At 75.7% G+C, this 26970-nt stretch carries 23 protein-coding genes; 16 read left to right on the top strand and 7 right to left on the bottom strand.

All coding sequences use genetic code 11. The annotated features are described in order from the left end of the window. Positions 1-128: 128 nt before the first annotated feature. From ACI79R_RS23310 to ACI79R_RS23300, 3 genes are read left to right on the top strand one after another with little or no spacing between them, the layout of a single operon-like run. The gene (locus ACI79R_RS23310) at positions 129-479 is read left to right on the top strand and encodes a nuclear transport factor 2 family protein (RefSeq protein WP_456576072.1); all 351 of its coding nucleotides are present in this window, start codon (positions 129-131) and stop codon (positions 477-479) included. A 42-nt stretch (positions 480-521) separates the two neighbouring features. Continuing rightward, complete coding sequence (locus ACI79R_RS23305) at positions 522-1490, top strand: MsnO8 family LLM class oxidoreductase (protein ID WP_456576071.1); 969 nt, start codon at positions 522-524, stop codon at positions 1488-1490. Positions 1491-1537: 47 nt separating this feature from the next. Beyond that, positions 1538-2197 carry a trimeric intracellular cation channel family protein gene (locus ACI79R_RS23300; RefSeq protein WP_456576070.1) on the top strand — a complete coding sequence of 220 codons (660 nt, stop codon included), beginning with the start codon at positions 1538-1540 and terminating at the stop codon, positions 2195-2197. Positions 2198-2257: 60 nt separating this feature from the next. On the opposite strand, the gene ACI79R_RS23295 is transcribed toward ACI79R_RS23300, so the two are convergent. Both ACI79R_RS23295 and ACI79R_RS23290 read right to left on the bottom strand, forming a co-directional pair. Beyond that, positions 2258-3688, bottom strand: a complete 1431-nt coding sequence (locus ACI79R_RS23295) for an amidase family protein (RefSeq protein ID WP_456576069.1) — start codon at positions 3686-3688, stop codon at positions 2258-2260. Positions 3689-3784: 96 nt separating this feature from the next. Beyond that, complete coding sequence (locus tag ACI79R_RS23290; RefSeq protein WP_456576068.1) at positions 3785-4357, bottom strand: TetR/AcrR family transcriptional regulator; 573 nt, start codon at positions 4355-4357, stop codon at positions 3785-3787. A gap of 166 nt (positions 4358-4523) precedes the next feature. Between ACI79R_RS23290 and ACI79R_RS23285 the strand changes: the two genes are divergently transcribed. The 7 genes from ACI79R_RS23285 (at position 4524) to ACI79R_RS23255 (ending at position 13896) form a co-directional block, all read left to right on the top strand. Further along, positions 4524-5585 (top strand): NADP-dependent oxidoreductase, encoded by a 1062-nt coding sequence (locus tag ACI79R_RS23285; protein ID WP_456576067.1) that lies wholly within the window; start codon positions 4524-4526, stop codon positions 5583-5585. Next, entirely contained in the window at positions 5582-6502 is a 921-nt protein-coding gene (locus ACI79R_RS23280; RefSeq protein ID WP_456576066.1) for an SDR family NAD(P)-dependent oxidoreductase, read from the top strand. The genes ACI79R_RS23285 and ACI79R_RS23280 overlap by 4 nt, the downstream gene beginning before the upstream one ends. A gap of 331 nt (positions 6503-6833) precedes the next feature. Further along, a complete protein-coding gene (locus tag ACI79R_RS23275) occupies positions 6834-8960 on the top strand; it encodes a DEAD/DEAH box helicase (RefSeq protein ID WP_456576065.1) in 2127 nt (708 codons plus the stop codon). Between the two features lie 29 nt (positions 8961-8989). Next, on the top strand, positions 8990-9403 hold the full coding sequence (locus tag ACI79R_RS23270; RefSeq protein WP_456576064.1) for a GlcG/HbpS family heme-binding protein: 414 nt from the start codon (positions 8990-8992) through the stop codon (positions 9401-9403). Positions 9404-9430: 27 nt separating this feature from the next. Next, entirely contained in the window at positions 9431-10645 is a 1215-nt protein-coding gene (locus tag ACI79R_RS23265; RefSeq protein ID WP_456576063.1) for a glycosyltransferase, read from the top strand. A 37-nt stretch (positions 10646-10682) separates the two neighbouring features. After that, a complete protein-coding gene (locus tag ACI79R_RS23260; protein WP_456576062.1) occupies positions 10683-11363 on the top strand; it encodes a DNA alkylation repair protein in 681 nt (226 codons plus the stop codon). Between the two features lie 199 nt (positions 11364-11562). Continuing rightward, positions 11563-13896, top strand: a complete 2334-nt coding sequence (locus ACI79R_RS23255; protein WP_456576061.1) for a glycoside hydrolase family 65 protein — start codon at positions 11563-11565, stop codon at positions 13894-13896. A 5-nt stretch (positions 13897-13901) separates the two neighbouring features. Here the strand turns inward: ACI79R_RS23255 and ACI79R_RS23250 are convergent, their stop codons facing one another. Continuing rightward, positions 13902-14072 (bottom strand): hypothetical protein, encoded by a 171-nt coding sequence (locus ACI79R_RS23250; protein WP_456576060.1) that lies wholly within the window; start codon positions 14070-14072, stop codon positions 13902-13904. A gap of 102 nt (positions 14073-14174) precedes the next feature. Between ACI79R_RS23250 and ACI79R_RS23245 the strand changes: the two genes are divergently transcribed. Further along, positions 14175-16481 carry a LuxR C-terminal-related transcriptional regulator gene (locus tag ACI79R_RS23245; protein WP_456576059.1) on the top strand — a complete coding sequence of 769 codons (2307 nt, stop codon included), beginning with the start codon at positions 14175-14177 and terminating at the stop codon, positions 16479-16481. 91 nt (positions 16482-16572) lie between these two features. After that, positions 16573-17511, top strand: a complete 939-nt coding sequence (locus ACI79R_RS23240) for an alpha/beta fold hydrolase (protein ID WP_456576058.1) — start codon at positions 16573-16575, stop codon at positions 17509-17511. Positions 17512-17583: 72 nt separating this feature from the next. Here ACI79R_RS23240 and katG read toward each other — a convergent pair whose 3' ends face one another. From katG to ACI79R_RS23220, 4 genes are all read right to left on the bottom strand, one after another. Continuing rightward, on the bottom strand, positions 17584-19800 hold the full coding sequence (gene katG, locus ACI79R_RS23235; protein ID WP_456576057.1) for a catalase/peroxidase HPI: 2217 nt from the start codon (positions 19798-19800) through the stop codon (positions 17584-17586). Continuing rightward, positions 19797-20267 carry a Fur family transcriptional regulator gene (locus ACI79R_RS23230; protein ID WP_456576056.1) on the bottom strand — a complete coding sequence of 157 codons (471 nt, stop codon included), beginning with the start codon at positions 20265-20267 and terminating at the stop codon, positions 19797-19799. Before ACI79R_RS23230 ends, katG begins: the two co-directional genes overlap by 4 nt. 43 nt (positions 20268-20310) lie before the next feature. After that, positions 20311-21132, bottom strand: coding sequence for an MOSC domain-containing protein (locus ACI79R_RS23225; RefSeq protein WP_456576055.1), 822 nt, complete (start codon positions 21130-21132; stop codon positions 20311-20313). A gap of 65 nt (positions 21133-21197) precedes the next feature. After that, positions 21198-22172, bottom strand: a complete 975-nt coding sequence (locus ACI79R_RS23220; RefSeq protein ID WP_456576054.1) for a zinc-binding dehydrogenase — start codon at positions 22170-22172, stop codon at positions 21198-21200. A gap of 172 nt (positions 22173-22344) precedes the next feature. Between ACI79R_RS23220 and ACI79R_RS23215 the strand changes: the two genes are divergently transcribed. From ACI79R_RS23215 to ACI79R_RS23200, 4 genes are all read left to right on the top strand, one after another. Continuing rightward, entirely contained in the window at positions 22345-23556 is a 1212-nt protein-coding gene (locus ACI79R_RS23215; RefSeq protein ID WP_456576053.1) for an alpha-hydroxy acid oxidase, read from the top strand. Positions 23557-23640: 84 nt separating this feature from the next. Next, on the top strand, positions 23641-25083 hold the full coding sequence (locus tag ACI79R_RS23210; RefSeq protein WP_456576052.1) for an Nramp family divalent metal transporter: 1443 nt from the start codon (positions 23641-23643) through the stop codon (positions 25081-25083). Beyond that, on the top strand, positions 25080-26042 hold the full coding sequence (locus ACI79R_RS23205; protein ID WP_456576051.1) for a sugar kinase: 963 nt from the start codon (positions 25080-25082) through the stop codon (positions 26040-26042). The genes ACI79R_RS23210 and ACI79R_RS23205 overlap by 4 nt, the downstream gene beginning before the upstream one ends. Further along, complete coding sequence (locus tag ACI79R_RS23200; RefSeq protein WP_456576050.1) at positions 26039-26965, top strand: dihydrodipicolinate synthase family protein; 927 nt, start codon at positions 26039-26041, stop codon at positions 26963-26965. Before ACI79R_RS23205 ends, ACI79R_RS23200 begins: the two co-directional genes overlap by 4 nt. Positions 26966-26970: the final 5 nt, after the last annotated feature.

Raw genomic sequence — 26970 nt, 5'->3', positions numbered from 1 at the left:
CCCCCCCCCCCCCCCCCCCCCCCCCCCCCCCCCCCCCCCCCCCCCCCCCCCCCCCCCCCCCCCCCCCCCCCCCCCCCCCCCCCCCCCCCCCCCCCCCCCCCCGCCCCGGGAGCCCCGACGCTGAGGGCATGACCTCGTCGACCGCCCTGCCGCTTCCCGAGCTGCCCGCCGCCGTTACCCGCTACCTCGCCGCGCACGCCGCGGGCGATGCCGCCACCGCCCTCGGGACCTTCACCGCCGACGCCGTCGTGCAGGACGACGGCCGCAGCTATCGCGGCGCCGCCGAGGTGCTCGACTTCCTGCAGCACGCGGGCGCGCAGTTCTCCGTCACCCGGCAGCTGATCGGTGCCCGGCGCGACGGCGCGGACTGGGTCGCCCTGGTGCACCTGGAGGGCGACTTCCCCGGCGGCGTCGTCGACCTGGCGCACCGCTTCACCCTGGCGGGGGAGAGGATCGCGCGCCTGGTCATCGCCCCCTGACCCCTGCGGAAGGCCCGCCCGGCCTCCCCGGTTGGCCCTGGGGTGAGACTCTCCCTGCTCGACCGCTCCCGTACCCGCGCCGGCTGGCCCGAGGCGGCGGCGCTCGGGCACACCGTCGAGCGGGCGGTGGCCGCCGAGCGGCTGGGCTACGAGCGGTTCTGGGTCGCCGAGCACCACGGCGTGCCGGGGATCGCGTCGGGGGCGCCGGCCGTGCTGCTGGCCGCGGTCGGCGCGGCCACCTCGACGATCCGGCTCGGTTCCGGGGGCGTGATGCTGCCCAACCACCAGCCGCTGGTCGTCGCCGAGCAGTTCCTGATGCTGGCGGCGCTGTATCCCGGGAGGGTGGACCTCGGCCTGGGCCGGTCGCTCGGCTTCACCGCCCCGGTGCGCCGCGCGCTGCGGCGCACCGGGGACGAGCCGGACACCTTCGCCGACGACGTCGCCGAGGTCCGCGGCTACCTGGAACGCACCGCGCCGGTGACCGCGCACCCCGTCGCCGGGGCGCCGGTGCCGCTCGCCGTGCTGGCCACCGGCGCCGGCGTCGAGGTCGCCGCCCGGCTCGGTCTCCCGGTCGTGCTGGGCGGCCCCCTGCTCGGCCGGCCGGAGCTGGCCGACCGGCTGGCCGCCTACCGCCGTGCCTTTCGGCCGCACCGGGGCAGCCGGCCGGCGGTCACCGTCTCGCTGGACGTGCTGGTCGCCGACACCGACGCCGAGGCCCGGGAACTGGCGCTGCCCGAGGCGTGGGCGGTCGTCGCCTCCCGCCGCACCGGGCTGTTCGCGGCGCTGGAGCCGCCGGCCGCCATCCGCGCCCGCGGCTGGGACGAGCAGACCGCCGTCCGGGTCGAGCAGGGGCTGGCGGGCGTGGCCGCCGGCAGCCCGGCGACGGTGCGCCGCCGGCTGGAGCAGCTGGCCGAGCGGACCGGCGCCGACGAGCTGCTCGCCTCCGGCGCGACGTACGACCGCGCCGCGCTGGCCGCCTCCGACGCCGCGCTGGCCGCGCTGCTCGCCTGACCCGGCTGGGCCGGGGAACGCCGGCCGGCCCCTGGTACAACCGCCGGGTGACTCCCGAGGTGCCACCGGTGCTCCTGGCCCTCGACCTACTGGGCACCTTCGCCTTCGCGCTCAACGGCGCGCTGACAGCGCTGCGGGTGGCCCGCCTGGACATCGTCGGCGTGGTGACCCTCGGCATGATCACCGCGCTCGGCGGCGGCATCATCCGCGACGTCCTGCTCGGCAGCCTGCCGCCGGCCACGTTCGGCGACTGGCGCTACCTGGCCGTCGCCGCGGGCGGCGGGCTCATCGCCTTCGTCGCCGGCCGGCACCTCGAGCGGCTGGCCACCCCGATCACCGTGCTGGACGCCGCCGGCCTGAGCCTGTTCGCCGTCACCGGGGCGAGCAAGGCGCTGGACCTGGGGCTCGGCCCGGCGCAGGCGGTGATCCTCGGGGCGGTCACCGGGGTCGGCGGCGGCACGCTGCGCGACGTCCTGGTCCGGCAGGTGCCGACCGTGCTGACCAGCGGCCTGTACGCGATCCCCGCGCTGGTCGGTGCCACGGCGACCGTCGTGGTCGTCGGGCTGGACGTGCACGGGCCGGCCACGGCGATCGGCGCGGCCGCGCTGTGCTTCGTCGTCCGCATGGTCGGGGTGCACTTCGACCTGCACGCGCCGATGCCCCGGCAGGGGCCTCCGCGCGGGCCCGGGGACGGCGACGCGGGCTGACGGGCGCGCAGGAGCCCGGGGGCACCGGACGGTGCCCCCGGGCTCCCGGGTGTGGTGGGGTCAGCGCGGGTCGATCGGGGTGAACGTGCCCGCGCGGGCCTCGATGACCTCGGCGGCGTCGAGGATCGCGTTCTCGTCGAACCGGCGGCCCATGAGCTGGACGCCGGCCGGCAGCCCGCCGGCGACCCCGGTGGGCACCGACAGCGCGGGGAAGCCGACCATCGGGATGGCCATCATCGACGCCTGGGCCGCCATCACCCGGCGCATGCTCTCCACACTGGCGATGTCGGCGTCCTGCTCGAAGGCCTGCTCGGCCGACACCGGCAGCAGGACGATCGGGTAGCGGGCCATGAACTCGCCGAGCCGGCGGACGAGCGTGCCGCGGCGTGCGTAGCCGGACATGTAGTCGGTCAGCCCGGGGGAGGTGCCCCACCACTCGGCCGCGACCGCGTAGTAGTTGGCCGCGGCCTGCTTCATGCCGTGGTCGCCGACCTCCTCGACCAGCGGCATGATCGTCCGGAACTCCTCCATGCAGAGCAGGTACCAGAGGCGGTAGGCCTCGGCGATCACCGGCAGCTCGACCTCCTCGACCACGTAGCCGGCGTCGGTGAGCCAGCCGGCGGCGGAGTCCAGCGCCTCGGTGACGGCGGCCGTCGGGGACGCGACACCGTGGTCGCGCACGAGGGCCACCCGCAGCGGTCGCTCGGCCGGTGTGGCCGCGGGCGCGCCGGGCACGTGGAAGGGGTCGCGCGGATCCGGGCGGTCCAGACCGAGCAGCCCGAGCCGGGTGTCGGCCACCGACCGCGCGAGCGGCCCCTGCACGAGCATGGCCTGCACCGACAGCGCCGGGTCCTGGCCCTCGGGGCCGTAGAGCCCGGCCACCCGGCCGACCGTCGGCCGCAGTCCGACGACGCCGCAGGCGTAGGCGGGGTAGCGGACCGACCCGCCGATGTCGTTGCCGTGCGCGATCGGCACCATCCCCGAGGCGACGGCGGAGGAGGCGCCGCCGCTGGAGCCGCCGGGTGTGCGGGCCGCGTCCCAGGGGTTGAGCGTGCGCCCGTGCAGGTCGTTGTCGGTGAACCACCGGTAGGAGAAGGCCGGGGTGTTGCTGCGGCCGAGCAGGATGGCGCCGGACCTCCGGAAGCTGGCCACGTGGGGGCTGTCGGCTGTGGCGACGGCATCCTTGAACGCGACGACGCCGTTCGTGGTGGCGTGGCCGGCCTGGTCGGAGTTGACCTTGATGGCCACCGGTACGCCGTGCAGCGGGCCGAGCTCGGCGCCCGAGGTGGTGAGCCGGTCGGCCTCGGCGGCCGCCTGGAGGGACTCCTCCGCGCGGACCTCGACCAGGGCGTTGAGGTGCGGGTTGACCTCCTGGATCCGGTCCAGGCAGCTCTGCACGACCTCGCGGGCGGAGATCTGCGCGGTGCGGATGCCGTGGGCCAGGCGGGTGGCCGACCAGCGCCACAGCTGCTCGGCGTCGGGAGCGGTCATGGGGGCCTCCGGGGTGGGTGCGGGCGACATGGGCGGCAGGCTGTCAGCGATCCCCGGGCCGCGGCGCCGACATGAGACGACTGCGGCGGGGAGTTCTCACTTGGGTGCGCGCGTCACGGTCCGGGCGACGAACGCCGCGACGTCCACCCGGTCGGTGCAGATGCCGCCGGCCAGCAGGCCGAGCATCGCGACCCGCCGCCGCGGATCGCGGATCGCGCCGGCCAGTTCGACGGCGTCGCGGGGGTCGGCGGTCCGCCGGATGTGCCCCGCGGACTGGGCGGCCACCCAGGAACGGGCGAACCGGGGCTCGAACTCCGCCCGCAGGTGCTCGACCGGCCGGCGGCCCACCTCGATCCGGGCGGCGCGGATGAAGTCGGTGTCCCGGGTGGTCATCCGCGTGTAGGTGTCCAGGACGCCGAGCACGTGGTCCACCGGCTCGCCGTCGGGGTCCGGCGCGGCCGCCAGCTCCGCCATGCGCGACCAGCGCACGAGCGACACCTCGTCGACGAGGGCGCCGCGGCCGTCGAAGTGGCGGTAGAGCGTGGCGAGGCTGACGCCGGCCTCCGCGGCGATCGTCCGGACGCCGACGTCGGTGGACCCGGCCCGGCCGACGACGTCGCGGGTCGCCCGGACCAGCCGCAGCCGGTTCTCGCGCGCGTCGCTGCGCATGCCCACCTCCGGGGTCGCCGTGCGTGCCCCGATGGTCCGGTGGGTGGCGGGCGCGGGCAAGGCCCTCGCGGCGCCACCCGGCTCGCGCACGGTCTTGCGCTGCTCGCGGGTCGGCCGATACGTTCGTCTTGACCAAGCGATTGCTCGGGAAGGATCGGAACGGCGCGTGACCGACAGGCACCGGGCGGTACGGGTCGTCCGCGCGCCCGTGGGCAGTCCGCGCCCGGAGGACTTCGCGGTCGTGGAGCTGCCGGCGCCGCGCCCGGGCCCCGGGCAGGTCCTGTTCCGCGGGCTGCTCCTGTCCATCGACCCGAGCGCCCGGCGGCGGCTGCCGGCCCCCGGGACGACGCCGCCTCTGGGCGCCGTGGCGGCGGTCGGGGACGTCGTCTTGGCCGGCGTGGTGCCGGCGTCCGCCGGGCTGGACGGCGCCCTGGTGGGGGAGGTCCTCGAGTCGCGGCACCCCGGCTTCGTCCCGGGCGACCTGGTCAGGGGCGGCTCGCACTGGCAGGAGCTGCACGCCGTGGACGGCGACCGGCTGGACCGGATCGACCCCGCCGACGGCACCTCCCCGGCCGAGGAACTGGGCGTCCTCGGTCGCTCGGGCCTGGTCGGGTGGTGCGGCATCGAGCTGGTCGCCGCGGTCCGGCCGGGCGACACGGTGGTCGTCTCCGCGGCCGGGGGCGCGGTCGGCATGGTCGCCGGTCAGGTGGCCCGGGACCGCGGAGCGCGGGTGGTCGGCATCGCCAGCGGCGACAAGGTCCGCTTCGTCGTCGACGAGCTGGGTCTCGACGGGTGCGTCGACCGGGCCGCCTCCGACGTCGGCGCGGAGCTGGACCGCCTCTGCCCCGACGGGGTCGACGTCTACCTCGACAACGTCGGCGGACCGGTCCTCGACGCCGTCTTCCCGCGGCTGGCCGACTTCGGCCGCCTGGTCGTCTGCGGCATGGCGGGGGAGTACAACGCCGCCGAGAGCCCGTCCGGCCCGCCGCTGCGGCCGGTGCTGCGCAAGCGGCTCCGGATCGAGGGGTTCGTCGTCCACGACCACTACGACCGGGCGCCGGAGTACCGCGCGTGGGCGCTGCCGCGGCTGCGCGACGGCCGGTTGCGGTACCGGGAGGACGTCGTGGACGGGCTGGAGCAGGCCCCCGCCGCGCTGGCGCGGCTGCTGCGGGGCGAGAACCGGGGCAAGCAGCTGGTGCGGCTGACCGACGAGAGGACGACAGCATGAGCGACCCTGCGTACTGCGCCGTGGTGACCGGCGCGAGCCGGGGGATCGGCCGGGCGATCGCCCGGCGGCTGGCCTCGGCCGGGCTGCCCGTGGCCGCCGTGTCGCGGACCATGCGGCCGGGCAGCGGATCGCTGGCGGGGTCGCTCGAGGAGACCGTCGCCACGATCGCCGCCGACGGCGGGACGGCGCAGGCGTTTGTCGCCGACCTCGGCGACGCCGCACTCGACCGCACCGCCCTCGTCCGCGGGATCGAGCGGTCGATGGGTTGCCCGGTCGGCGTGCTCGTCAACAACGCCGCCGCCACCCGCCGCTACGACGTGCCGTTCGCGGACATGCGGCGGGAGTGGTTCTACGACACCGTCGAGACCAACATCTGGAGCACCTGGGCGCTCATGGCGGCGGTCGTCCCGAGCATGCGGGCGCTGGGCACCGGCTGGGTGGTCAACCTCTCCTCCCGGCAGGCCGGGCCGCGGGTCGGCCCGCCGTTCGCTCCGCACCCGCTCGCCGGATCGGTGCTCTACGGCGGGTCGAAGGCGTTCCTCGACCGGCTGAGCACCGGCGCGGCGATGGAGCTCTACGACGACCACATCGCGGTCAACTCGCTGGCTCCCAACCGCGGCGTCGCCACCGAGCACGCGGCGGGCGCCGTCCCGGGATGGCCGTCGGAGCCGGAGGACACGATGGCCGAGGCCGCGCTGCTCCTGGCGTCGGAGGACCCCTCCCGGGTCACCGGCCGGGTGGCCTACAGCCTGCCGCTGCTCAAGGAGTTCGACCGGCCCGTGTACACCGTCGACGGCACCCGACTGCTCGAGGGCTGGCAGCCCGCCGACCTCGATCCGGCGGGCTTCCCCGGCGACTACCTGACGATGGCGCCGCCGGCGCCGATCCCGCCCGAGGTGTTCGCCGCCCGGGGCTGAGCGCCGACGTCGCGCACGCCGGATGGCGGTACCCCGGGGCCGCCGCGTACCGTTCAGCCACCCGGTCCCGCGGCCGGGGCCGGGAATGCTGCGGCCCCGTCGGTGTTGTCCCGGGCGAGGCACCGGCCCCGCGTCCCCGCGTGGCCGGACGGTGACCCGGCCGTGCCCGGTCGCCGCGAGAGACCCGCCGCCGCGCGGCGCAGGTCCGCGCCGGACGCCCCCGGCCCGGCGTCGGTGACGCCGCGGCCCGTGGACGCCGTCCGCCGGCACCTGCGGCACGGTGCGGGATGCTGCCGCGGCGCTCGCGCCGCGGCGTGTGGAGGAGGAGTACGTGGCCCGACCCGGCCAGCGGCAGGGCGGCAGGCGCCGTCCCGCGTCACGCGAGCAGCGGCGGCCCCGCCACCGCGGTGACGTCATCGCGGTGCTCGCCATGAACGCGCGCGAGGTCGAGTCGGCCGCGCAGCGGGGGCGGGTGACGCCCGGCGTCCGCGCCCGGTTCCAGGCCGTCGCGCTGCTGCTGCGCGACGAGCGGGCGCGCGTGCAGGGCGCCACGGGGGTCAGCGACGGCGCCCGCACCGAGCAGCTGAAGCGGCTGGACGGCGTCGCCACCATCCTCGCGACCACCGCCGTCCGCGACGCCGGGCTGCTGGCCCTGCTCGCCGAGGACGCCGTCGTGTCCGACGAGGCGCGCACGCTCAAGCGCGAGATGCTCGCCGCCGCCGGCGTCGAGGTCGCTCCCGAGGTGGAGGCGCCGGCCGAGCCGGCCGAGGCGCCCGTGGTGCCCGAGCGGCGCACCGTGCCCCAGTCGGTGATCTCCCGGCAGCTGGCCAACCCGTTCCTGGCCCCCGACTTCTCCGCCGCCGCCCCGCGCCCCGTGCGCCCGCAGCGGCTGGCCGGCTGGGAGCTGCTCGGGCCGCTGTTCACCTCGTTCGAGCGGGCCGGCGGGGGAGCGCCGGCGTGCATGGACCTGCCCTTCCCGACCTCCCGCTTCACCCCGGCCGGGCTCGAGCTCATGCCGCACCAGGGGCAGCTGGTGGCCGCCGCGGCCGCCGGCCACCGCACCTTCCTGCTCGCCGACGAGCCGGGCCTGGGCAAGACCGCCCAGGCGCTGCTGGCCGCCGAGGCCGCCGGCGCCTTCCCCCTGCTCGTGGTCGTGCCCAACGTGGTCAAGACCAACTGGGCCCGCGAGGCCGGCCGCTGGACGCCGCACCGGACGGCCACCGTGGTCCAGGGCGACGGCGCCACCGTCGACGGGTTCGCCGACATCGTCGTCGTCAACTACGACGTGCTCGACCGGCACGTCGGCTGGCTGGGCAGCTTCGGCTTCGGCGGCATGGTCATCGACGAGGCGCACTTCATCAAGAACAAGACCTCGCAGCGGTCGCAGCACGTGCTGCACCTGGCCGACCGGATCCGCGCTCGCACGCCGCGGCCGCTGCTGATGGCGCTGACCGGCACGCCGCTGATCAACGACATCGACGACTTCCGGGCCATCTGGCAGTTCCTCGGCTGGATCGACGACGGCAAGCCGCTGGGCGAGCTCATGGCGGCGCTCGAGGCGACCGGGCTGACGCCGGCCGACCCCGGGTTCTCCGCCGCCGCCCGCCGGTGCGTGATCGACCAGGGCATCGTGCGCCGCCGCAAGGTCGACGTGGCCGCCGACATCCCCGCGCGCCGCATCGCCGACCTGCCCGTCGAGCTGGAGGGGCCGGCCGGCCGGTCGATCCGCGCGGCCGAGCGCGACCTGGTGCGGCGGATGGTGACCCAGTACCGCACGGCGCTGGCCTACCGCTCCGTCGACGAGGGGGAGGGCATCGACGCGGCGCTGGTGCGCCGGGTGGCCCGCTCGGAGCTCAAGGACTCCGCCGCCTCGACCGGCGAGAACGTGTTCAGCATGATGCGGCGGATCGGGCAGGCGAAGGCCGGCCTGGCCGCCGACTACGCCGCCCAGCTGGCACGCAGCGCCGGCAAGGTGGTCTTCTTCGCCAAGCACGTCGACGTCATGGACGCCGCCGAGGAGATCTTCGCCCGGCAGGGCGTGCGGTTCGCCTCGGTGCGGGGTGACCAGACGCCGTCCGTGCGGCAGAAGGAGGTCGACGCCTTCGTGGAGGATCCCGACGTCGCGATCGCCGTCTGCTCCCTCACCGCCGCCGGGGTCGGGCTGAACCTGCAGGTCGCCTCCAACATCGTGCTCGCCGAGCTGTCGTGGACCGATGCGGAGCAGACCCAGGCCATCGACCGCAGCCACCGCATCGGCCAGACCGAGCCGGTCACCGCCTGGCGGGTCATCGCGGCGCAGACCATCGACGCCCGCATCGCCGAGCTGATCGACAGCAAGGCCGGGCTCGCCGCCCGGGCGCTGGACGGCTCGGACGAGGCGCCGGGCTCGTCGACGGACGTGCAGCTGGACGCGCTGGTCGCGCTGCTCACCGACGCGCTGCAGGAGCCGGCGGCCTGACCGCACCCCGATCCCCGGGAGGGACCGACATGCAGGCCGAACCGCCCCTCGACCGGGTCCGCGCCGCGGTGGACGCCGCCCTCGCCGAGGCGGCCCGGTCCGGCCTCGGGGTCAGCCTCGCCGTCGTCGACGGGCTCGGCCACGACCTCGTCGTCGTCCGGGGCGACGGCGCGGCGTGGTTCACCGCCGGGATCGCCCGGTCCAAGGCTCGGACCGCCGTCGCGTTCGGCCGGCCCTCCGCCGATGTCTCCGGGCTGCGGGAGGCCTATCCCGACGTCTTCGACCTGGCGGCCGAGCAGTTGCCCTTCCGGCCCACGACGCTGCCCGGCGGGCTGCCGATCGTGATCGGGGGCCGGCCGGTCGCCGCGGTCGGGGTCAGCGGCGCCACTCCGGAGGAGGACCTCCGCTGCGCCGGGGTCGCCCGCGACGCCCTGGGCGGCTGAGCTCGCGGGCCTCGGAGGAGGAACGCCTTGCCCTCCGGTGCCCTCCGGAGGAACGTCGCGGCGGTGCGGGTGCTCGTGGTCGCCTCGCCCCTCGTCGGGCACGTCCTGCCGCTCGTCCCGTTGGCGCTCGCGCTCCGGGACGCCGGGCACGAGGTGCGGCTGGCCACTGCCGCCGAGGGGGTGACGGCCGGGCAGCGAGCCGGCGTCCCGGTTCACGACGTGGCGCCGGGGCTGGACGTCCGCCGGGTCTTCGCGCGTCCGCTGCTGCGGCATCCGCTGCCCGTGCTGCGGATGGTCCGGGGCGACGAGGGCACCGACGGCGTCGGCCTGCTGTTCGCGGCCGTCACCGAGCGGACCGTCGACGGGCTGGTGCGCCTGGCCGACGGCTGGCGGCCGGACCTGGTCCTCCACGAGGGCCTCGCGCCGGCCGGTGCCGTCGCGGCCGCGCGGCTGGGGGTCCCGGCGGTCCTGGTCGACGCGCTGATCTACGACGGCCGCAGGCTGCTCGAGGCGGTGGTGGGGCATCTCGACCGGGTCGTCCGGCGGTACGGCGTCGCGGCGCTCCCCGCGCCAGCCGCCACGATCACCGCCGTGCCGGCCGGCCTGGTGGGGGAGCGGCGCGGGCATCCGATGCGGCCCGTTGCGTCCGGGGGGTCCGGCGACGTGCCGCAGGACCTGCTCGACCCGGGGACCCGCCCGGTGCTGCTGGTGAGCCGGTCGACGGCCGACGACCCCCGTCGTGACCGGCTCATGACCACCGTGGTCGAGGCCGCGGCCGGCGCCGACGTCGACGTCGTCCTGGTCCGGCCGGACCGGTGGGTGACCCGCCGGCCGCTGCCACCGAACGTCCGGACGGCCGACTGGCTGCCCTTCGCCGCGGTGCTGCCGCACGTGGCCGGCATCGTGCACCACGGGGGATCGGGAACCGTCCTGGCGGCGCTGGCCGCCGGGGTGCCGCAGCTCGTCGTCCCCGGCGCCGGCGACCGGACCCTGCACGCCCGGCTGGTCGCGGCCCGCGGCGCCGGGCTCGCCGTTCCGCTGGCCGGGCTGACGACGGACGCGCTGCACCGGCTCGCCGGGGACGCGTCGCTGCGGACGGCGGCGCGGGAGGTGGCGGCCGAGATCGCGGCCATGCCACATCCCCGGGACGTGGTACCCGCGCTCGTCGCCCTGGCCGAGCGGCGGGCGACCGCGGACGCGGATCCCCCGGTGCGACCGCTGGAGTGGCCCGACGGGCCATGATGGGCGCCTCCCCAGCTCCCGCGGACAGGAGGCACAGGTGACCGGGACGACGCTCGCCCCGCCGGCGGTCGACGAGGTGCTGGCCGAGCTGGCCGCGCTCGAGGACCCGAAGGCGCGGGCGGTCAACGAGCGGCACGGCGACGACCACGGCGTCAACCTCGGCAGGCTCCGGGCGCTGGCCAAGCGGCTGAAGACCCAGCACGACCTCGCGCGCGAGCTGTGGGCCACCGGGGACACCGCGGCCCGGCTGCTGGCCCTGCTGGTCTGCCGGCCGAAGGCGTTCGGCCGCGAGGAGCTCGACGCCATGCTCCGCGAGGCGCGGGCACCCAAGGTGCACGGCTGGCTCGTGGAGTACGTGGTCAAGAAGAGCCCGCACGCCGAGGAGCTGCGGCTCGCCTGGACCGCCGACCCCGATCCGGTCGTGGCCGGCGCCGGCTGGGCGCTGACCAGCGCGCGCGTGGTCAAGACGCCCGAGGGCCTGGACCTGGCCGGGCTGCTCGACGTCATCGAGGCCGAGATGGCCGACGCCCCGGAGCGCCTGCAGTGGGCGATGAACGAGTGCCTGGCCCGCATCGGGATCGAGCACCCCGAGCACCGCGCCCGGGCCATCGAGATCGGTGAGCGCCTCCGCGTGCTCGAGGACTACCCGACCTCCCCGGGCTGCACGTCGCCGTTCGCGCCGGTCTGGATCGCCGAGATGGTGCGCCGCCAGGGCTAGGGGTGGAGCTGCACTCGATCGAGCACGGCGCCGGCCGGCCGGTGCGGGCGGTCGCCGGCACCGGAGTCGCTGCTCGGCGACGGACCGTGCGGTGAACGGTGCGCACCGCCCGTCCGGATCGCGGTGCGGCACCCGGACCGCTAGGACGGACGCGGGGACAGCAGGGTCCCCGGACCGCTTCCCGAGGAGGCAGGCTGCCATGACCGCCCCGAGGCTGGACACCGATCCGTGGCTGGTGCGCGAGCCGCACGTGGACACCGGGACGCTCGCCGTCGCCGAGTCCGTCTTCAGCCTGTGCAACGGCTACCTGGGCATCCGCGGGACGCTCGACGAGGTCGAGCCGCACGCCAACCGGGGCACCCACCTGTCCGGGGTCTACGAGACCCATCCGCTGTCCTATCCCGAGGACAGCTACGGGCACCCGCAGGAGGGCCAGGCGATGCTCACCGTCGCCGACGGCACGCCGCTGCGCCTCCTGGTGGACGGCGTGCCGCTGGACGTCCGGGAGATCGGGCCGGCGGTCCACGAGCGCACGCTGGACCTGCGCGCCGGCATCCTCGACCGCCGGGTGCGCTGGACGACGGCGGCCGGCACGACGATCGAGGTGCACTCGCAGCGGCTGGTGTCGCTGGTGGAGCGGTCGGTCAGCGCCGTGCGGTACGAGGTCCGGGCGCTGGACGGCGCCGCGCACGTCGTCGTCCGGTCGGAGCTGGTCGACGGCGAGATCACGCCGACCGGCGTCGACAACGACGACCCGCGGGTCGGCGAGCGCCTGGAGAACGCCTTCGAGCCGCTGCTGTCCGAGCACGCCGACCGCGGTGGCGCCCTGGTCTCCCGGACGCGGCACTCCGGCATCTCGGTGGCCGCCGCGGTGTCCCACGTCGTCGAGGGAGGACGTGTGGAGAGCCGCTGCGATCCGCGGCGGGTGGTGACCACCGTGGCCGGCGACCTCGGCCCGGGGGACGCACTCGCCGTCGTCAAGGTCGTCGCGCACACGTGGTCGCGCGAGGCCAGCGCCGACTCCCTGGGCGGGGAGGCGCGCACCGCCGTCCACTCCGCTCTCGACCTGGGCTGGGACGGCCTGCTCGCCCGGCAGCGTGCCGTGCTGGACGACCTGTGGGCCACCGCCGACGTCGAGGTCGACGGCGATCCCGAGCTGCAGCAGGCGCTGCGCTACGCGGTCTTCCAGCTGTACTGCGCGTCCGCCTGCATCACCGGCGCCCCCATCGGCGCCAAGGGGCTCACCGGCATCGGGTACAGCGGCCACACCTTCTGGGACGTCGAGGGCTTCGTGCTGCCCGCCCTCACCCTGCTGCGGCCGGCGGCGGCCGAGCGGCTGCTGCGGTTCCGGGCCGGCACCCTCGACATGGCCCGCGACCGGGCCCGCACCCTCGGTCAAAGGGGTGCCTGCTATCCCTGGCGCACGATCAGCGGCCGGGAGACCTCGGCGTACTGGCCGGCCAGCACGGCCGCGATGCACGTCAACGCCGACATCGCCCGGGCCTTCTGGCTGTACCAGAACGTGACCGGCCAGGACCTGGACACCCTCGGCGGCCTGGCCGTGCTGGTCGAGACGGCGCGCTTCTGGATGTGCGTCGGCCACGAGGACGTCGACGGCGGCTGGCACCTGTTCGGCGTGACCGGCCCCGACGAGTACACCGGGGTCGTCGACGACAACGTGTTCACCAACCTCATGGCCCGCGACAACCTCCGGTGGGCCGCGCAGTCGTGCCGGCGGCTGGAGGCGCGCGCGGCGGAGCTCGGCGTGGATGCCACCGAGATCGCCGCCTGGCGCGCCGCCGCCGCGACGGTGCACGTGCCGTGGGACGAGGGGCTGGGCGTGCACCCGATGAACACCAACTTCACCGCGTACCGCGAGTGGCCGTTCGAGGACGAGGCCGACTCCTATCCGGTGCAGGAGCACCACCACTACGCGATGTTCTACCGGCGCCAGGTGCTCAAGCAGGCCGACCTGGTGCTGGCCCTGTGGTGGTGCCGCGACGCCTTCACCGACGAGGAGGTCGCGCGCGACCTCGACTACTACGAGGCGCGCACCGTCCGCGACTCCTCCCTGTCGGCCGCCGTCCAGGCGGTGGTCTGCGCGCAGGCGCAGCACCCCGACCTGGCGCTGCGGTACCTCCGCGAGTGCGCGCTGGTCGACCTGCGGGACGTGCGCGGGGACACCGGCGGGGGCCTGCACATGGCCGCGGTGGGCGGTGCGTGGCTGGGGCTGGTGGCCGGCCTGGGCGGGCTGCGGGAGGACCGCGACGACCTCGAGCTCGCGCCGCTGCTGCCGGCGCGGCTGACCCGCACCGCGTACTCGGTCACCTGGCGCGGGCGGGTGCTCCGGGTGGAGACGACCCGGGAGGGCACCACGGTCACCCTCGTCCGGGGCGAGGGCCCGGTGACCGTGGTGGTCGACGGCGCGCCGCTGCAGGTGACGGCGGAGGAACCCGCCCGCGCGCCGCTGCGTGCCCCGGCGCCGCTGCTGCCCGAGCCGCGGCAGCCGTTCGGCCGCGAACCGCGGACCTGAGCCCGTCAGGCGGGCTCGGGCACGCCTCCGGGGTCACCGCCGGGATCGTCGGGCGTCGCCTCGACCGGCGGCGGCGGCAGCGGTTCCGGCGCGTCGGGCAGCAGCTCGGCGGGGTCGTCGGGCACGGGCTGGTCCGGGTCGATCAGCGGGTCGGGCTCCGGGAGCGGCGCAGTCATGCCCCGAGTCAAGCAGGGCGCCGGGCGGCATGGACGCCGATCGCCCCCGCCGGTACACCTGCCGGGGACGGCCGGCACCGGCGGGCCGGGGGAGGAGCCGTCGTGTCGAGGCAGCCGCGCGCCGGTGGCCCGCTCCTCGCCGGGAAGCTGACCGTGCCACCGGTGCCCGCCGCGCTGGTCGCCCGACCCCGGCTGCTGCGCCGCCTGGACGCCGTCCGGGACACCCCGGTGACCGCGGTGGTCGCCGGTGGCGGCTGGGGCAAGTCCACCCTGCTCGCGGCGTGGGCCCGGTCCGCCGGCCTGCCGCTCGCCTGGGTGACCCTGGAACCCGGCGAGGACGACCCCGCGCGGTTCTGGACGTACGTGGCCACCGCGCTGGCCGGCCCGGCTCCGGATCTCGCCGAGCCGGTCCTGCGCGCGCTCACCGTCCCCTCGGTGGATCCGCTCGACGTGGCCGTCCCGGAGCTGCTCAACGGCTTCGCTGCCCGGGAGGACCCGGCCGTGCTGGTCCTCGACGACGTCCACGAGGTCACCGACCCCCGGGTCGTCGGCGGACTGGAGTTCCTCCTCGACCACCTGCCCCGCGCGCTGCGGGTGGTCCTCGCCGGTCGTGCCGAGCCCCCGGTCGGTCTCGTCCGGCTCCGGGCGCGGGGCCGGCTGGCCGAGCTGGACGCCGCCGACCTGCGCTTCACCGCCGACGAGGGGCGGGCGCTGGTCGCGTCGTTCCTCCCGGGCGGGCCCACTGCCGGTGGCGCCGAGCCCGCCGCGCTCGGCGACCTCCTCGCCCGCACCGAGGGCTGGGCGGCCGGCCTGGTCCTCGGCGCGCTGGCCCTGCGCGACCGCGCCTCCGGACGCATGTCGCCGCCGGGGCCGGCCGGCCGGCAGCACGCCGTCGACTACCTGCTCGGCGAGGTGCTCGCCGGCCAGGCACCGGACCGCCGCGACCTCCTCCTGCGCACCGCGGCGCTGGGCCGGCTGTCCGGCCCGCTGTGCGACGCGGTCCTGGACCGCACCGGTTCCGGCGCGGTCCTCGCCGGCCTGGCCCGCGACGGCGTCTTCGTCTTCGCGGTGGACGACGGCGGGATGGCGGGCGACGACGCCTGGTACCGCGTCCATCCGCTGTTCCGGGCGGCCCTGCGCCGCGGCCTGGCCGACGAGACGGCAGCGGCCGCGGTGCAGCGCCGGGCTGCGGCGTGGTTCTGGGAGCAGGGGCTGGTCGAGGAGGCGATCGGCGCCCGTATCGAGGCCGGCGACTCCGCCGGTGCCGCCGACTGGCTGGTGCAGAGCAGCGGCACGTTCCTCGCCACGGCACGGGTCGGGGTCTTCGCCGAACTCGGCGACCGGCTCGACCCGGCCGTCGTAGCACGATCGGTACCGCTGCTGCTCTCGCTGGCCTGGGCGGCCGGGGTCACCGGTCGCCTGGACCGGGTGCCGGACCTGCTGGACCGGGCCCGGGCACGGCTCGACGCCGGCGACCGCGGCACCGGCTTCCCGGGATTCGCCGGGCCGAGGGGGGCGATCGCTGCCCTCCGCGCCGTGTACGGCACGGCGGCCGCGGCGTCGCCGGACGTCGCGCTGGCCGCCGCCCGGGCGGCGGTGGCTGCGGAGACCGACGACCGGCTGCCCGGCTGGGTGGTCGCCCGGGTGGCCCTCGCCGGGGCCCTGCTCGCCGACGGGCGCTGGACCGACGCCGCCACCCACCTGGAGCTGGCCTGGCGGTCACCGGCGGCGGCCGTGCTGCCGGCCTTCTCCCGCCTGGAGGTCGCCGGACTGCTGGCCTGGCGCCTGGTCCAGCCCGACGCCGATCCCGACCGCGGAGCGCGCGCCGGGCGCTTGCTGCGCGCCACCGAGCACGACGCGGCGGCCCTCGAGGCCGACCTCGGCGACGCCGCCGCGGCGGCGCTGGCGCTGCTGTACGCGACCCGCTCGGTGCTCGACCAGCGCTGCGGCCGGTCGCGCTCGGCCCGGGACCGGTCCCGGCGGGCCGCCGACCTGGTCGGGGTCCAGGCGCATCCGGCGGTGGCCGTGCTGGTGCTGCTGAGCGCGGCCGAGACCGCCCTGGCCGACGGCGACCCCACCGCCGCGCTGCGGTTCCTCGACCGGGCCCGGGAGGCGCGGCCGGCTGCTCCGCCGTCCCCGTACCTCGACCGGCGGCTCGCCACGGTGGAGGCACGAGCGGGCCGGCGGGCCACCGCACGGGTGCGCGCGGTCCTCGCCGAACCGCTGACCGAGCGCGAGGTGTCGGTGCTCCGGGCGCTGCGGGGTCCGCTGAGCCAGCGCGAGGTGGGGGCGGCGCTGCACCTGTCGATCAACACGGTGAAGGGCTACACGCGCAGCCTGTACCGCAAGCTGGACGTCGGTTCCCGGCGGGAGGCGGTCGAGCGGGGGCGCGCGCTGGGCCTCTGCTGAGACCACCCGGGGTGGTCGGGTGCCCGGGGTGGTGCGCGGCCACCCGGGCAGGCAGGAGCGTGCCGGGCACCCGATCCACGAGGAGCCTGCCGTGCCCGTCCGCCCCGTCGTCGCCACTCCCGCCGTCCCGGTCGCCTGGCCGCCGGGCGCCACGTCCGCCACCGTCGACCTGGACGGGTGCGTGCGGTACCTGGACCTGGGCGGTGCCGCCGGTGCCCCGGTCGTGCTCTGCGTGCACGGGCTGGGTGGCTCGGCCCTCAACTGGGGACTGCTCGCCCCGCTGCTCACCCGCACCCACCGGGTCCTCGCCGTGGACCTGTTCGGCCACGGCGGCAGCGGCGTCCCGAGCGTGCCCGCTGCCGGCGCGGCCGCCGCCGACCGCCGGTTGCTCGACCGCTTCGTCCGGGAGGTCGTCGGTGCGCCGGTGGTGCTGCTGGGGCACTCGATGGGCGGCGTCCTGACCGTCCTGCAGGCCGCGCAGGCACCGGAGACGGTGCGCCGGCTGGTGCTCCTGGCCCCACCCGTGCCCGGAGCCGCCGGCCGGCTGGACCTCGCCCTCGCCGCGCGGCTGGCGTTCCTCCGGCTGCCGGGCGTCGCCGCGGCGGTCGACCGTCGGCTGGCCGGCCTGACCCCCGAGCGGGCGGTCGACCAGCAGCTGCGCCAGGCGACGCCGCACCGGGCGCGGATCCCCGCCGACGCGCTGGCGGCCGTCGTCGCCGAGACCCGCGAGCGGGCGGCCCGCCCCGACGCCGCGGCCGGCCGGGCGCAGCAGTGGGCGGCGCTCCTCGCCACCATGGCGCTGCTCGCGCGGCCGCGGGCGTGGCAGCGGACCCTCGCGAGCGTGCCGGCGCCGACCCGGTGGCTGCACGGCGCCGACGACCCCCTGTCGCCGGTGGCCGCCGCCCGGAGGCTGGCCGCCACCCGGCCCGACTGGGAGTTCGCGGTGCGGCCCGGCGTCGGCCACCTGCTGGCGGTGGAGGACCCGGCCTGGACCGCGGAGCAGGTGCTGGCCGGCGAGGACGACCGGTGAGCGGCGCCCGCCGGACGCACGGACGCCCCGGTCCGCGGGAGGCGGACCGGGGCGTCTGCGACGGGGGAGTGCTTACCGCAGGTCGAAGCGGTCGAGCTCCATGACCTTCACCCATGCGGCGACGAAGTCCTGCACGAACTTCTCCTTCGCGTCGTCGGCCGAGTAGACCTCGACGATGCCGCGGAGGATGGAGTTCGAGTTGAAGACCAGGTCGGCCGCGGTGGCGGTGCGCACGACGTTGCCCTCGGCGTCGAGGCCCTCGTACACGCCCTCGGCGTCGATCGCCGTCCGCCACTGGATGCCCAGGTCGAGCAGGTTGCGGAAGAAGTCCTGGGACAGGACCCCCGGACGGTCGGTGAAGACGCCGTGCGTGGTGCCGCCGGTGTTGGCACCGAGCACCCGGAGGCCGCCGACGAGCAGCGTCATCTCCTTGGCGGTCAGCTCGAGCATGTAGGCCCGGTCGACCAGGAGCGTCTCCGGCTGCAGCTTGCTGCCGGGGGCGATCCAGTTGCGGAAGCCGTCGGCCTTCGGCTCGAGCCAGCGGAAGTTGTCGACGTCGGTCTGCTCCTGCGAGGCGTCGGTCCGGCCCGGGTGGAAGGGGACGGTGACCTGCACGCCCGCGTCGGCCGCGGCCTTCTCCACCGCGGCGCTGCCGCCGAGCACGATGAGGTCGGCCAGCGAGACCTTCTTGCCGGTCTGCTGCTCGAACTCACCCTTGACGCGCTCCAGCACCGGCAGCACGTCCCGGACGCCCTCGTTCGCCGCCCAGTTGATCTGCGGCTCGAGGCGGATCCGGGCGCCGTTGGCGCCACCGCGCTTGTCCGTGCCGCGGTAGGACGCGGCCGCGGACCAGGCGGTGTGCACCAGCTGCGAGACGGTCAGGCCGGAGGCGAGCAGCCGCTGCTTCAGGTCGGCGATCTCCGCCTCGCCCACGAGCTCGTGGTCGACGGCGGGGACCGGGTCCTGCCAGATGAGGTCCTCGTCCGGCACGTCGGGGCCGACGTAGCGGCTCTTGGGACCCATGTCGCGGTGCAGCAGCTTGAACCAGGCCCGCGCGTACTGGTCGGCGAAGTACTCGGGGTCGTTGTAGAAGCGCTCCGAGATCTCGCGGAACCCGGGGTCGACGGCGAGCGCCATGTCGGCGGTCGACATCATCGGCGGGTTCTTCTTCCCCTCGATGTGCGCGTCGGGGACGAGCTCCTGCGCCTCGGGGTTCTTCGGCTGCCACTGCTTGGCGCCGGCGGGGCTCCGGACGAGCTCCCACTCGTACTTCAGCAGGGTCTCGAAGTAGCTGTTGTCCCACGTCGTGGGCGTCGGGGTCCAGGCACCCTCGAGGCCGCTGGTGATGGTGTCGGGGCCCTTGCCGGTGCCGTACTGGCTGATCCAGCCGAGGCCGTTGCCGTGGACCGGGCAGCCCTCGGGCTCCGGGCCGACCAGCTCGGGGTTGCCGGCGCCGTGCGTCTTGCCGAAGGTGTGGCCGCCGGCGATGAGGGCGACGGTCTCCTCGTCGGTCATGCCCATCCGGCTGAAGGTCACCCGGATGTCGTGCGCCGAGGCGACCGGGTCGCCGCTGCCCTTGGGGCCCTCGGGGTTGACGTAGATCAGACCCATGGTGACCGCGGCGAGGTGGCCCTCGTCGAGGTCCAGCTGCTCCTTGTCGGCGTACCGCTCGTCGCCGAGCCAGGTGTCCTCGGGGCCCCAGAAGACCTCCTCGGGCTGCCAGGTGTCCTCGCGCCCGAAGGCGAAGCCGAAGGTCTTCAGGCCCATGTCGTCGTGCGCGACGTTGCCGGCGAGCACGAGCAGGTCGGCCCAGGAGAGCTTGCGGCCGTACTTCTGCTTGACCGGCAGCAGCAGGCGGCGGGCCTTGTCGAGGTTGGCGTTGTCCGGCCAGCTGTTGAGCGGCGCGAACCGCTGGCCGCCCTGGCCACCGCCTCCGCGGCCGTCGGCGATGCGGTAGGTGCCGGCCGCGTGCCACGACATGCGGATGAACAGCGGGCCGTAGTGCCCCCAGTCGGCCGGCCACCAGTCCTGCGAGGTGCGCATGACCTGGACGATGTCGCGCTTGACCGCCTCGACGTCGAGGGTCGCCACGGCGGCCTTGTAGTCGAAGTCGCCGAGCGGGTCGGAGTCCTTCGAGGGCTTGTTGAGCACCTGCAGGTCGACCTGGTTGGGCCACCAGTCCCGGTTGCTGCGCGGGCGGCCCTCGGTGTGCTGGGTCGGCGAGGGGATCGCCGGGTTCTCGCTCTCGCTGGTGCTGGCCGTCTGGACCTTGTCGGCCTCTTTGCTCACGACGTACCTCTCTTCGGTGTCGAGCGGGGGGACGGGGCGGGGCGCTGTCCGGCCGTGCAGGACGGGCAGCGACCCCAGAACACGACCTCGGCCTCGTCGATGGCGAAGCCGGCGTCGTCGGACGGGGTGAGGCAGGGCGCGGCGCCGATCGCGCAGTCGACGTCGACGATCGTGCCGCAGTCGCGGCAGACCAGGTGGTGGTGGTTGTCCGCGACCCGGGCCTCGTAGCGGGCCACCGAGCCCTGCGGCTGGATGCGCCGCACCAGCCCCAGGTCGGTCAGGACGCGCAGCACGTCGTACACCGCCTGGTGCGAGACCGCCCCCAGGCGGTCGCGGGCGGCGGTGATCAGGGTCTCGGTGTCGAGGTGCGGCTGCTCGTGGACGGCCTGCAGGACCGCCAGGCGCGGCCGCGTCACACGGAGACCCGCCTCGCGCAGTTCGCGAGCGAGATCTGCGGTGTCGGGCACGGCGCCGATCCTGCCGCCTTTCCTTGAACAGGTCAAGACTGGGTCAGCCGACGGGTGCCGCCTCGAGCACCTCGACGGCGTCGCCGACCCGCACCTCGCCCGGCTCCTCGACCTTGGCGTACATGCCGAGGATCGCCGCGCCGTTGTCGGGGAGATGGGCCACCGGCGTGCTCAGCTCGCGGGCCAGCTCGCCGCGGTAGCGCACGATCGCCTTGAGCGTGCCGAAGTCCACGACGCCGGTGTCCGGGTTCTCGTTGGTGACGACGCAGCGCGGCACCGGGCCCACCACCCGCACCGTCGCCCCACCCAGCCGGACCAGCCGGCCGGCCCAGGCGTCCTCCTCGTGCACGTCGCACCCGTCGAGCTCGACGAGCATCCGGAACCGCCGGTGGTCGACCACCTCGGCGCCGGGGGTGCTGGCGCGCAGGTGCTCGAGCGTGGCCGAGCTGATCAGCGTCACCGGGTGCACGTCGACCGCGTCCCCCGGGGTGTCGACGGCGACCAGGGAGACCGGCTCGCCGACGAACTCGCTCAGGGCCGCGGTGAACGGCCCGGTCACCAGGTGCCCGGGCACCGGCCGGCCGTAGAAGTCGGTGGTGACCGCGTCCCCGAGCTGCGACGTCGGCGCCTGGACCGGGTCGCGGCCGGGGATGCGCAGGGTCAGCCGGCCGCTCCCGGCGTCGTACTCCGCGGTGATCCGCACCAGCGGCCCGTGGTGCTTGCCGTTGAACAGCCGGCCCCGCCCGTCGACGAGGTGGAACCGCCGGTTGTCCTCGACCCCGTGCCGGGTGAGCGCCAGGGCGGTGGGGGAGTGGAGGGCGGTGCCCTTGACGGGGGTCGTCGAGAAGCGGGAGACGACGGGCATGGAGCTCCGATCCGGTCGGGTCGTGGTCTCCCGAGCCTAGGGAGGCGCGCGCGGGCCCGTGCGCCTCAGGTCATGTCGATGGTGACCTTGAGCCGGCCGGGCCGGGGGACGAGCGCGTCGCGGAAGGCCGCCTGCACGTCGGCGACGGGGTGGACGGCGGTCACGTAGCTCTCGCGCAGCTCCGGATGGGCCGCCAGGTAGGCACCGGCCTCGGCCAGCATCCGGCGCCGCTGCAGGGTGACGCCCGAGCGCAGGGTCAGGTTCTTGCGCAGGAAGGTCATCATGTCGAACGGGTAGACCGGGTCGTCGGGCACGCCGAAGTAGAAGACCTGGCCCCCGAACGCGACGGCGTCCAGCGCCGGCTGCAACGTCGACAGCTGGTGGCCGACCGCCTCCACCACCACCGACGGCCGGTCGGCGTCGGAGAGCGCGGCCGCCCACCACTCGGCGCGGCCGGTGACCACCTCGTCGACGCCGAACGACGCGGCGACGTCGGCGCGGTCCACGGGGTCCACGCCGGTCACCCGGGCCGCACCGCGGCTCCGGAGGACGTGGCTGAACAGCAGCCCGATCGGCCCCTGGCCGATGACGGCGACCGGCTGCCCCGAGACGTCGCCGAGCTGCTCGACGGCGTACAGCACGCAGGCCAGCGGTTGCAGCATGACCGCCGTGACCGCCGGCAGGCCCGGGTCGTAGCGCGCGACCTCGTCGCCGTCGGTGACCACGAGCTCGGCCAGCCCGTCGAACCGCGACGCCCAGCCCACGACGAGGTCGCCGGGGGAGTGGTCGGGGTGCCGGCTGGCGACGACCTCGCCGACGATCTCGTGCATCGGGAAGCCCGGTGCCCGGGTGACGTTCCGGCCCGCCTCCGCGGCCGGGTGCGGCCACGCGAGGCCGCGGAAGTAGGGCAGGTCGCTGCCGCAGATGCCGCCGGCGCGGGTGGCCAGCAGCACGTGCCCGGGCGGGAGGCTCCCCGCGGTGGGTGCCTCGACCTCCACCTGCTCGAAGCAGAAGGGACCGCTGAGCGTCCGTGCCCACATGGGCGTCCTCCGTCCTGCCGGGCCGGCGGCTCCCCGACGGTGCCGGGAGCGGCCGGACCCCCATGGTGGACGGCCCACCGGCCCCGCGACTACGGTCGCGCCCCATCACCGGGAGGGAGCGACGCCCATGGCCGACCGGCCACCGCTGGCACCGGTCAGGACCGTCCGGCAGGTGCCGAGGTGGTCGGAGCTCCGCGACGTCGTCCAGTTCCGGCGGCCGCTGCGCGGCCGGACCGCCCGCCGGCTGGCGCACGCGCTGTCGATCCGCGACCTGCGCGCGGCGGCCCGGCGCACGACGCCGCGGGCGGTCTTCGACTACGTCGACGGCGCCGCCGAGGAGGAGATCACGGCGGCCCGCAACATCACCGCCTACCGGCGCGTGACCTTCCTGCCCGACGCGCTGCGCTCGGTCGCCGATCCCGATCCCGGGGTGGAGCTGCTGGGCCGCCGCATCGCGATGCCCCTGGTGTTCGCCCCCACCGGCTACACGCGGATGATGCACCACCACGGCGAGGCCGCCGTCGCCGCCGTCGCGGCGCACGTCGGGGTGCCGTACGCGCTGTCGACGGTGGGCTCGACGTCGATCGAGGACGTGCGGGCCGCGGCGCCGTCCGGCGACCTGTGGTTCCAGCTGTTCTTCACCGCCGACCGGGAGGTCAACGCCCAGCTGCTGGACCGGGCCGCGGCGGCCGGCTACTCGACGCTCCTGCTCACCGTCGACACCACGGTCTCCGGGATGCGGCTGCGCGACGTCGTCAACGGCCTGACGATCCCGCCGACGCTGACCGCCCGCACGGTCGTGAACATGTCGCGCTTCCCGGGGTGGTGGTTGAACAAGCTGACCACCGGCGGGATGTCGTTCGCCTCGCTGACCGGCGTCGCGGGGAACCCGACGCCGGGCGAGGTCGCCAGCATGGTCTTCGACCCCGGGCTGGACCTCACCTCGCTGGACTGGCTGCGCGAGCGGTGGCGCGGGCACCTGCTGGTCAAGGGCGTGACGACGGTGGCATCGGCCCGGGAGATCGTGGCGCGCGGCGCGGACGGGCTGGTGGTGTCCAACCACGGCGGCCGCCAGCTCGACCGGTCGGCCGCGACCCTGGACGTGCTGCCCGCCATCCGGGCCGCGGTCGGCCCGGGCACCACCGTGCTGATCGACGGCGGGGTGCTGCACGGGCAGGACGTCCTGGCCGCCCGCGCGCTCGGCGCGGACGCGGTCATGATCGGCCGCGCCTACCTCTACGGCCTCATGGCCGGCGGCCGGGACGGCGTGCTGCGCGCCTACGAGATCCTCGCCGAGGAGTACGTGCGCTCGATGCAGCTGCTCGGCGTGCGGCGCAGTGCCGACCTCTCCGACCGGCACGTCGTCCTCCCGCCGCCGGCCTGACCGCCGTTCCGGGGTTGCCTTCCGGGCCGTGACGTGGGGAGATGTCCTCGACCCGTCCAGTGATCTGCATCACACGGAGGCGTCATGGCGACCACGCACCCCGCAGACCGGCCGGGCTCGCCGGTCGACGGCTTCCCGACCAAGCACCTCCCCGCGCCGTCGGTGCGGGAGCTGCCGGAGCCGCCGTCGAGCTTCCGCCGGGTCATCGGCCCCGGGATCATCGCCGCCGGCGTGGGCATGGCCAGCGGCGAGTTCATCCTCTATCCCTACATCGCCTCCCAGGTCGGCCTGGTGTTCGTGTGGGCCGCCTTCGTCGGGCTGGCGACCCAGTACTTCCTCAACATGGAGATCGAGCGCTACACGCTCGCCACCGGAGAGACGGCGCTCACCGGCTTCAGCCGGTACTGGAAGCACTGGGGCCTGGTCTTCGCGATCCTGGCCTACTTCGCCAACATCTGGCCGGGCTGGGCCACCAGCTCGGCCACGCTGGTCACCTACCTGGTCGGTGGCAGCGTGGTGCCGATCGCGATCGGCATGCTGCTGCTGATCGGCGTCGTCCTGACGCTGGCGCCGGTGGTCTACCAGGCGCTGGAGAAGATCCAGATGGTCAAGGTCGCCGCGGTGCTGCTGCTGGTCGTGGTGGCGTCCTTCGCCGCCATCGGGGCCTCGACCTGGTCGGACCTGCCGCAGATCGTCACCGACGCCGCCCTCCCGGCCGAGGAGCTCGGGTTCGCCCTGCTGATGGGGGCGCTGGCCTTCGCCGGGGCCGGCGGCGGGCAGAACCTGTGCCAGAGCAACTGGATCCGTGACAAGCGCTACGGCATGGGCAGCTACGTGCCCCGCATCGTCAGCCCGGTGACCGGGCAGCCCGAGGCGGCGCCGTCGACCGGCTTCGTCTTCGAGCCCACCGCGGAGAACCTGGGCCGGTGGCGCCGCTGGTGGCGCTTCGCCAACGTCGAGCAGCTGACCACGTTCGTGCTGATCAGCTTCCTGACCATCCTGTTCACCTCGCTGCTGGCCTACTCGACGGTGTTCGGCCAGGAGGGGCTGGCCAGCGACATCTCCTTCCTCGAGGCCGAGGGCGAGGCGCTCAAGGCCGACGTCGGCGGCTGGTTCGGCACCTTCTTCTGGATCATCGGCGCCTTCTCCCTGCTCGCCGCGGCGATCGGGATCGTCGACTACACCAGCCGGCTCGGGGCCGACGTGCTCAAGACCGCGTACCTGAAGGACGCGAACGAGAGCAAGATCTACTTCGGTCTGGTCTGGGGCCTGGTCGGGATCGGCATCGTGGTCCTGCTCTCCGGCCTGTCCCAGCCGCTGGTCCTGCTGGTGATCTCCGCGGTGACCGGCGGGCTGATGATGTTCATCTACTCGGCGCTGCTGCTGCTCGTGAACCGGCGGGTGCTGCCGCGGGAGATCCGCCCGGGCGCCGTCCGCGTCGCCGCGCTGGTCTGGGCCTTCCTGCTGTTCGGCTTTCTGACCGTGCTGACCTTCCGCGAGCAGCTGAGCACGCTGTTCGGCGGGTGAGCGTGGGCCCGGGAGGCAATCCGCACGTGGTGACGGCGGGGGAGTCGATGGTGCTCGTCGTCCCGACGTCCCCCGGCCGGCTGCGGCACGCGACCGGGGTGACGCTGTCGGTCGGCGGCGCCGAGAGCAACGTCGCCATCGGGTTGTCCCGGCTCGGCATCCGGTCGAGCTGGGTCAGCGCCGTGGGGGACGACGAGCCCGGCGAGCTGGTGCTGCACCGGATCCGCGCGGAGGGCGTGGACACCGCCGCCGTGCGCCGGGTCCCCGACCGGCCCACCGGGCTGTACCTGCGCGAGGAGGTCGCCGGGGCACCGCGGGTGTACTACTACCGCCGCGGCTCGGCCGCCGCCACGCTGGCCCCCGGTGCCTTCGACCCCGCCGTCCTCGACGGCGCCGCGTTCCTGCACCTGACCGGGATCACGGGGGCGCTGTCGCCGGAGTCGGCCGAGTTCCTGACGTGGGCGGCACGGACGGCGCGGGCAGCCGGCGTCCGGGTGAGCTACGACGTGAACTACCGCAGCCGGCTGTGGGAGCCGGCTGCCGCACGGGCGGCCACCGAGGCGCTGCTGCCGCTGGTCGACGTCCTGCTCGTCGGCGACGAGGAGGCCCGCGCGCTGTGGGGGCAGGACGAGGACGCCTGCCTGGAGCGGCTGGCCGGCGCCGGGCCGGACGAGGTGGTGCTCAAGCTCGGCGCGCGCGGCTGCACGGCGGTGGTGGCCGGGGAACGGTGGCACGCGCCGGGCTTCTCAGCCCGGGCGGTCGACCCGATCGGCGCCGGCGACGCGTTCGCGGCCGGCTACCTCGCCGCGACCCTGTGGAACCAGCCGCCCGACCAGCGACTGCGGACGGCGAACGCCATGGGCGCCCTCTGCGTGCAGGGCCTGGGCGACTACGAGGCCCTGCCCAGCCGCCGGGAGCTCACCGCGTTCCTGGAGGACACCGCCGACCTCGGGAGATGACCGTGCAACCGACCGCGCAACCGACCGTGCAACCCACGACGCCTCCGGCCGATCCCGCCGCCGTGCTGGAGGGCGTCTACGTCGCCAACGTGACGCCCTTCCGGGACGACGACCGGCTCAGCATCGACGTCGACGCCTATCTCGGGCACGTCCGGTGGCTCGCCGGGCACGGGGTCACCGGGATCGTCCCGTTCGGCACCAACGGCGAGGGGCCGTCGGTGACGGCCGCGGAGAAGCGCGCCGTCCTGGCGGCACTGCTGCCGGAGGTGGGGTCGCTGCAGGTCGTCCCCACGGTGGCGGAGGGGAACCTGCCCGACACGCTGGACCTGCTGGCCGCCCTGGACGACCTGCCGGTGCGGGCGGTCATGGTGCTGCCGCCCTACTACTTCGCGCCGGTGCCGGCCGAGGGGCTGGCCGACTTCTACCGGCGGGTCCTGGCCGCGACCAGGCACCCCGTCGTCGTCTACCACATCCCCAAGTACGCCGTCGCCGTCCCGCCGGAGGTGGTCACCGGCCTGCCGGTGTGGGGGGTCAAGGACTCCGGCGGCGACGCCGGCTACGCCGAGGCGGTGCACGCGGCGGGCAAGGGCGTGCTCGTCGGCACCGAGGACGACCTCCCGGGCCGCCTGGGCACCGCCACCGGCTCCATCTCGGCGCTGGCCAACATCGTCCCGGAGCAGGTCGTCGCCCTCTACGCGCACGTCCGCGCCGGGCGCTCGGCGGAGGCGGCGGTGGTGTCGGCCCACCTCCAGCAGGTGCGGGCGATGACCAAGGAGCACACCTCCATGGGCGTGCTCAAGCGGATCGCCGAGGCCCGGCACGGCCTGCCGATGGGCACCGTGCGGCCGCCGCTGGCGCCCGTGCCGGCCTCCTTCGACGCCGCGGCCGCGGCCACGCGGGCGGTGACCGGCCCGGCCGGGTGAGGGTG

The sequence above is a fragment of the Blastococcus sp. SYSU D00820 genome (assembly GCF_054050695.1).
The sequence above is the reverse complement of the archived record's forward strand: the minus strand, read 5'-3'. Positions and strand labels throughout refer to the sequence as shown.

What these genes read in the sequence shown, in the direction of transcription:
- ACI79R_RS23220 (WP_456576054.1), bottom strand. Translation starts at nt 22,172, where the DNA reads ATGTGGGCACGGACGCTCAGCGGTCCCTTCTGCTTCGAGCAGGTGGAG.
- ACI79R_RS23295 (WP_456576069.1), bottom strand. Translation starts at nt 3,688, where the DNA reads ATGACCGCTCCCGACGCCGAGCAGCTGTGGCGCTGGTCGGCCACCCGC.
- ACI79R_RS23255 (WP_456576061.1), top strand. Translation starts at nt 11,563, where the DNA reads ATGACCGCCCCGAGGCTGGACACCGATCCGTGGCTGGTGCGCGAGCCG.
- ACI79R_RS23280 (WP_456576066.1), top strand. Translation starts at nt 5,582, where the DNA reads ATGAGCGACCCTGCGTACTGCGCCGTGGTGACCGGCGCGAGCCGGGGG.
- ACI79R_RS23200 (WP_456576050.1), top strand. Translation starts at nt 26,039, where the DNA reads ATGACCGTGCAACCGACCGCGCAACCGACCGTGCAACCCACGACGCCT.
- ACI79R_RS23270 (WP_456576064.1), top strand. Translation starts at nt 8,990, where the DNA reads ATGCAGGCCGAACCGCCCCTCGACCGGGTCCGCGCCGCGGTGGACGCC.
- ACI79R_RS23210 (WP_456576052.1), top strand. Translation starts at nt 23,641, where the DNA reads ATGGCGACCACGCACCCCGCAGACCGGCCGGGCTCGCCGGTCGACGGC.
- ACI79R_RS23250 (WP_456576060.1), bottom strand. Translation starts at nt 14,072, where the DNA reads ATGACTGCGCCGCTCCCGGAGCCCGACCCGCTGATCGACCCGGACCAG.
- ACI79R_RS23310 (WP_456576072.1), top strand. Translation starts at nt 129, where the DNA reads ATGACCTCGTCGACCGCCCTGCCGCTTCCCGAGCTGCCCGCCGCCGTT.
- ACI79R_RS23290 (WP_456576068.1), bottom strand. Translation starts at nt 4,357, where the DNA reads ATGCGCAGCGACGCGCGCGAGAACCGGCTGCGGCTGGTCCGGGCGACC.
- ACI79R_RS23225 (WP_456576055.1), bottom strand. Translation starts at nt 21,132, where the DNA reads ATGCCCGTCGTCTCCCGCTTCTCGACGACCCCCGTCAAGGGCACCGCC.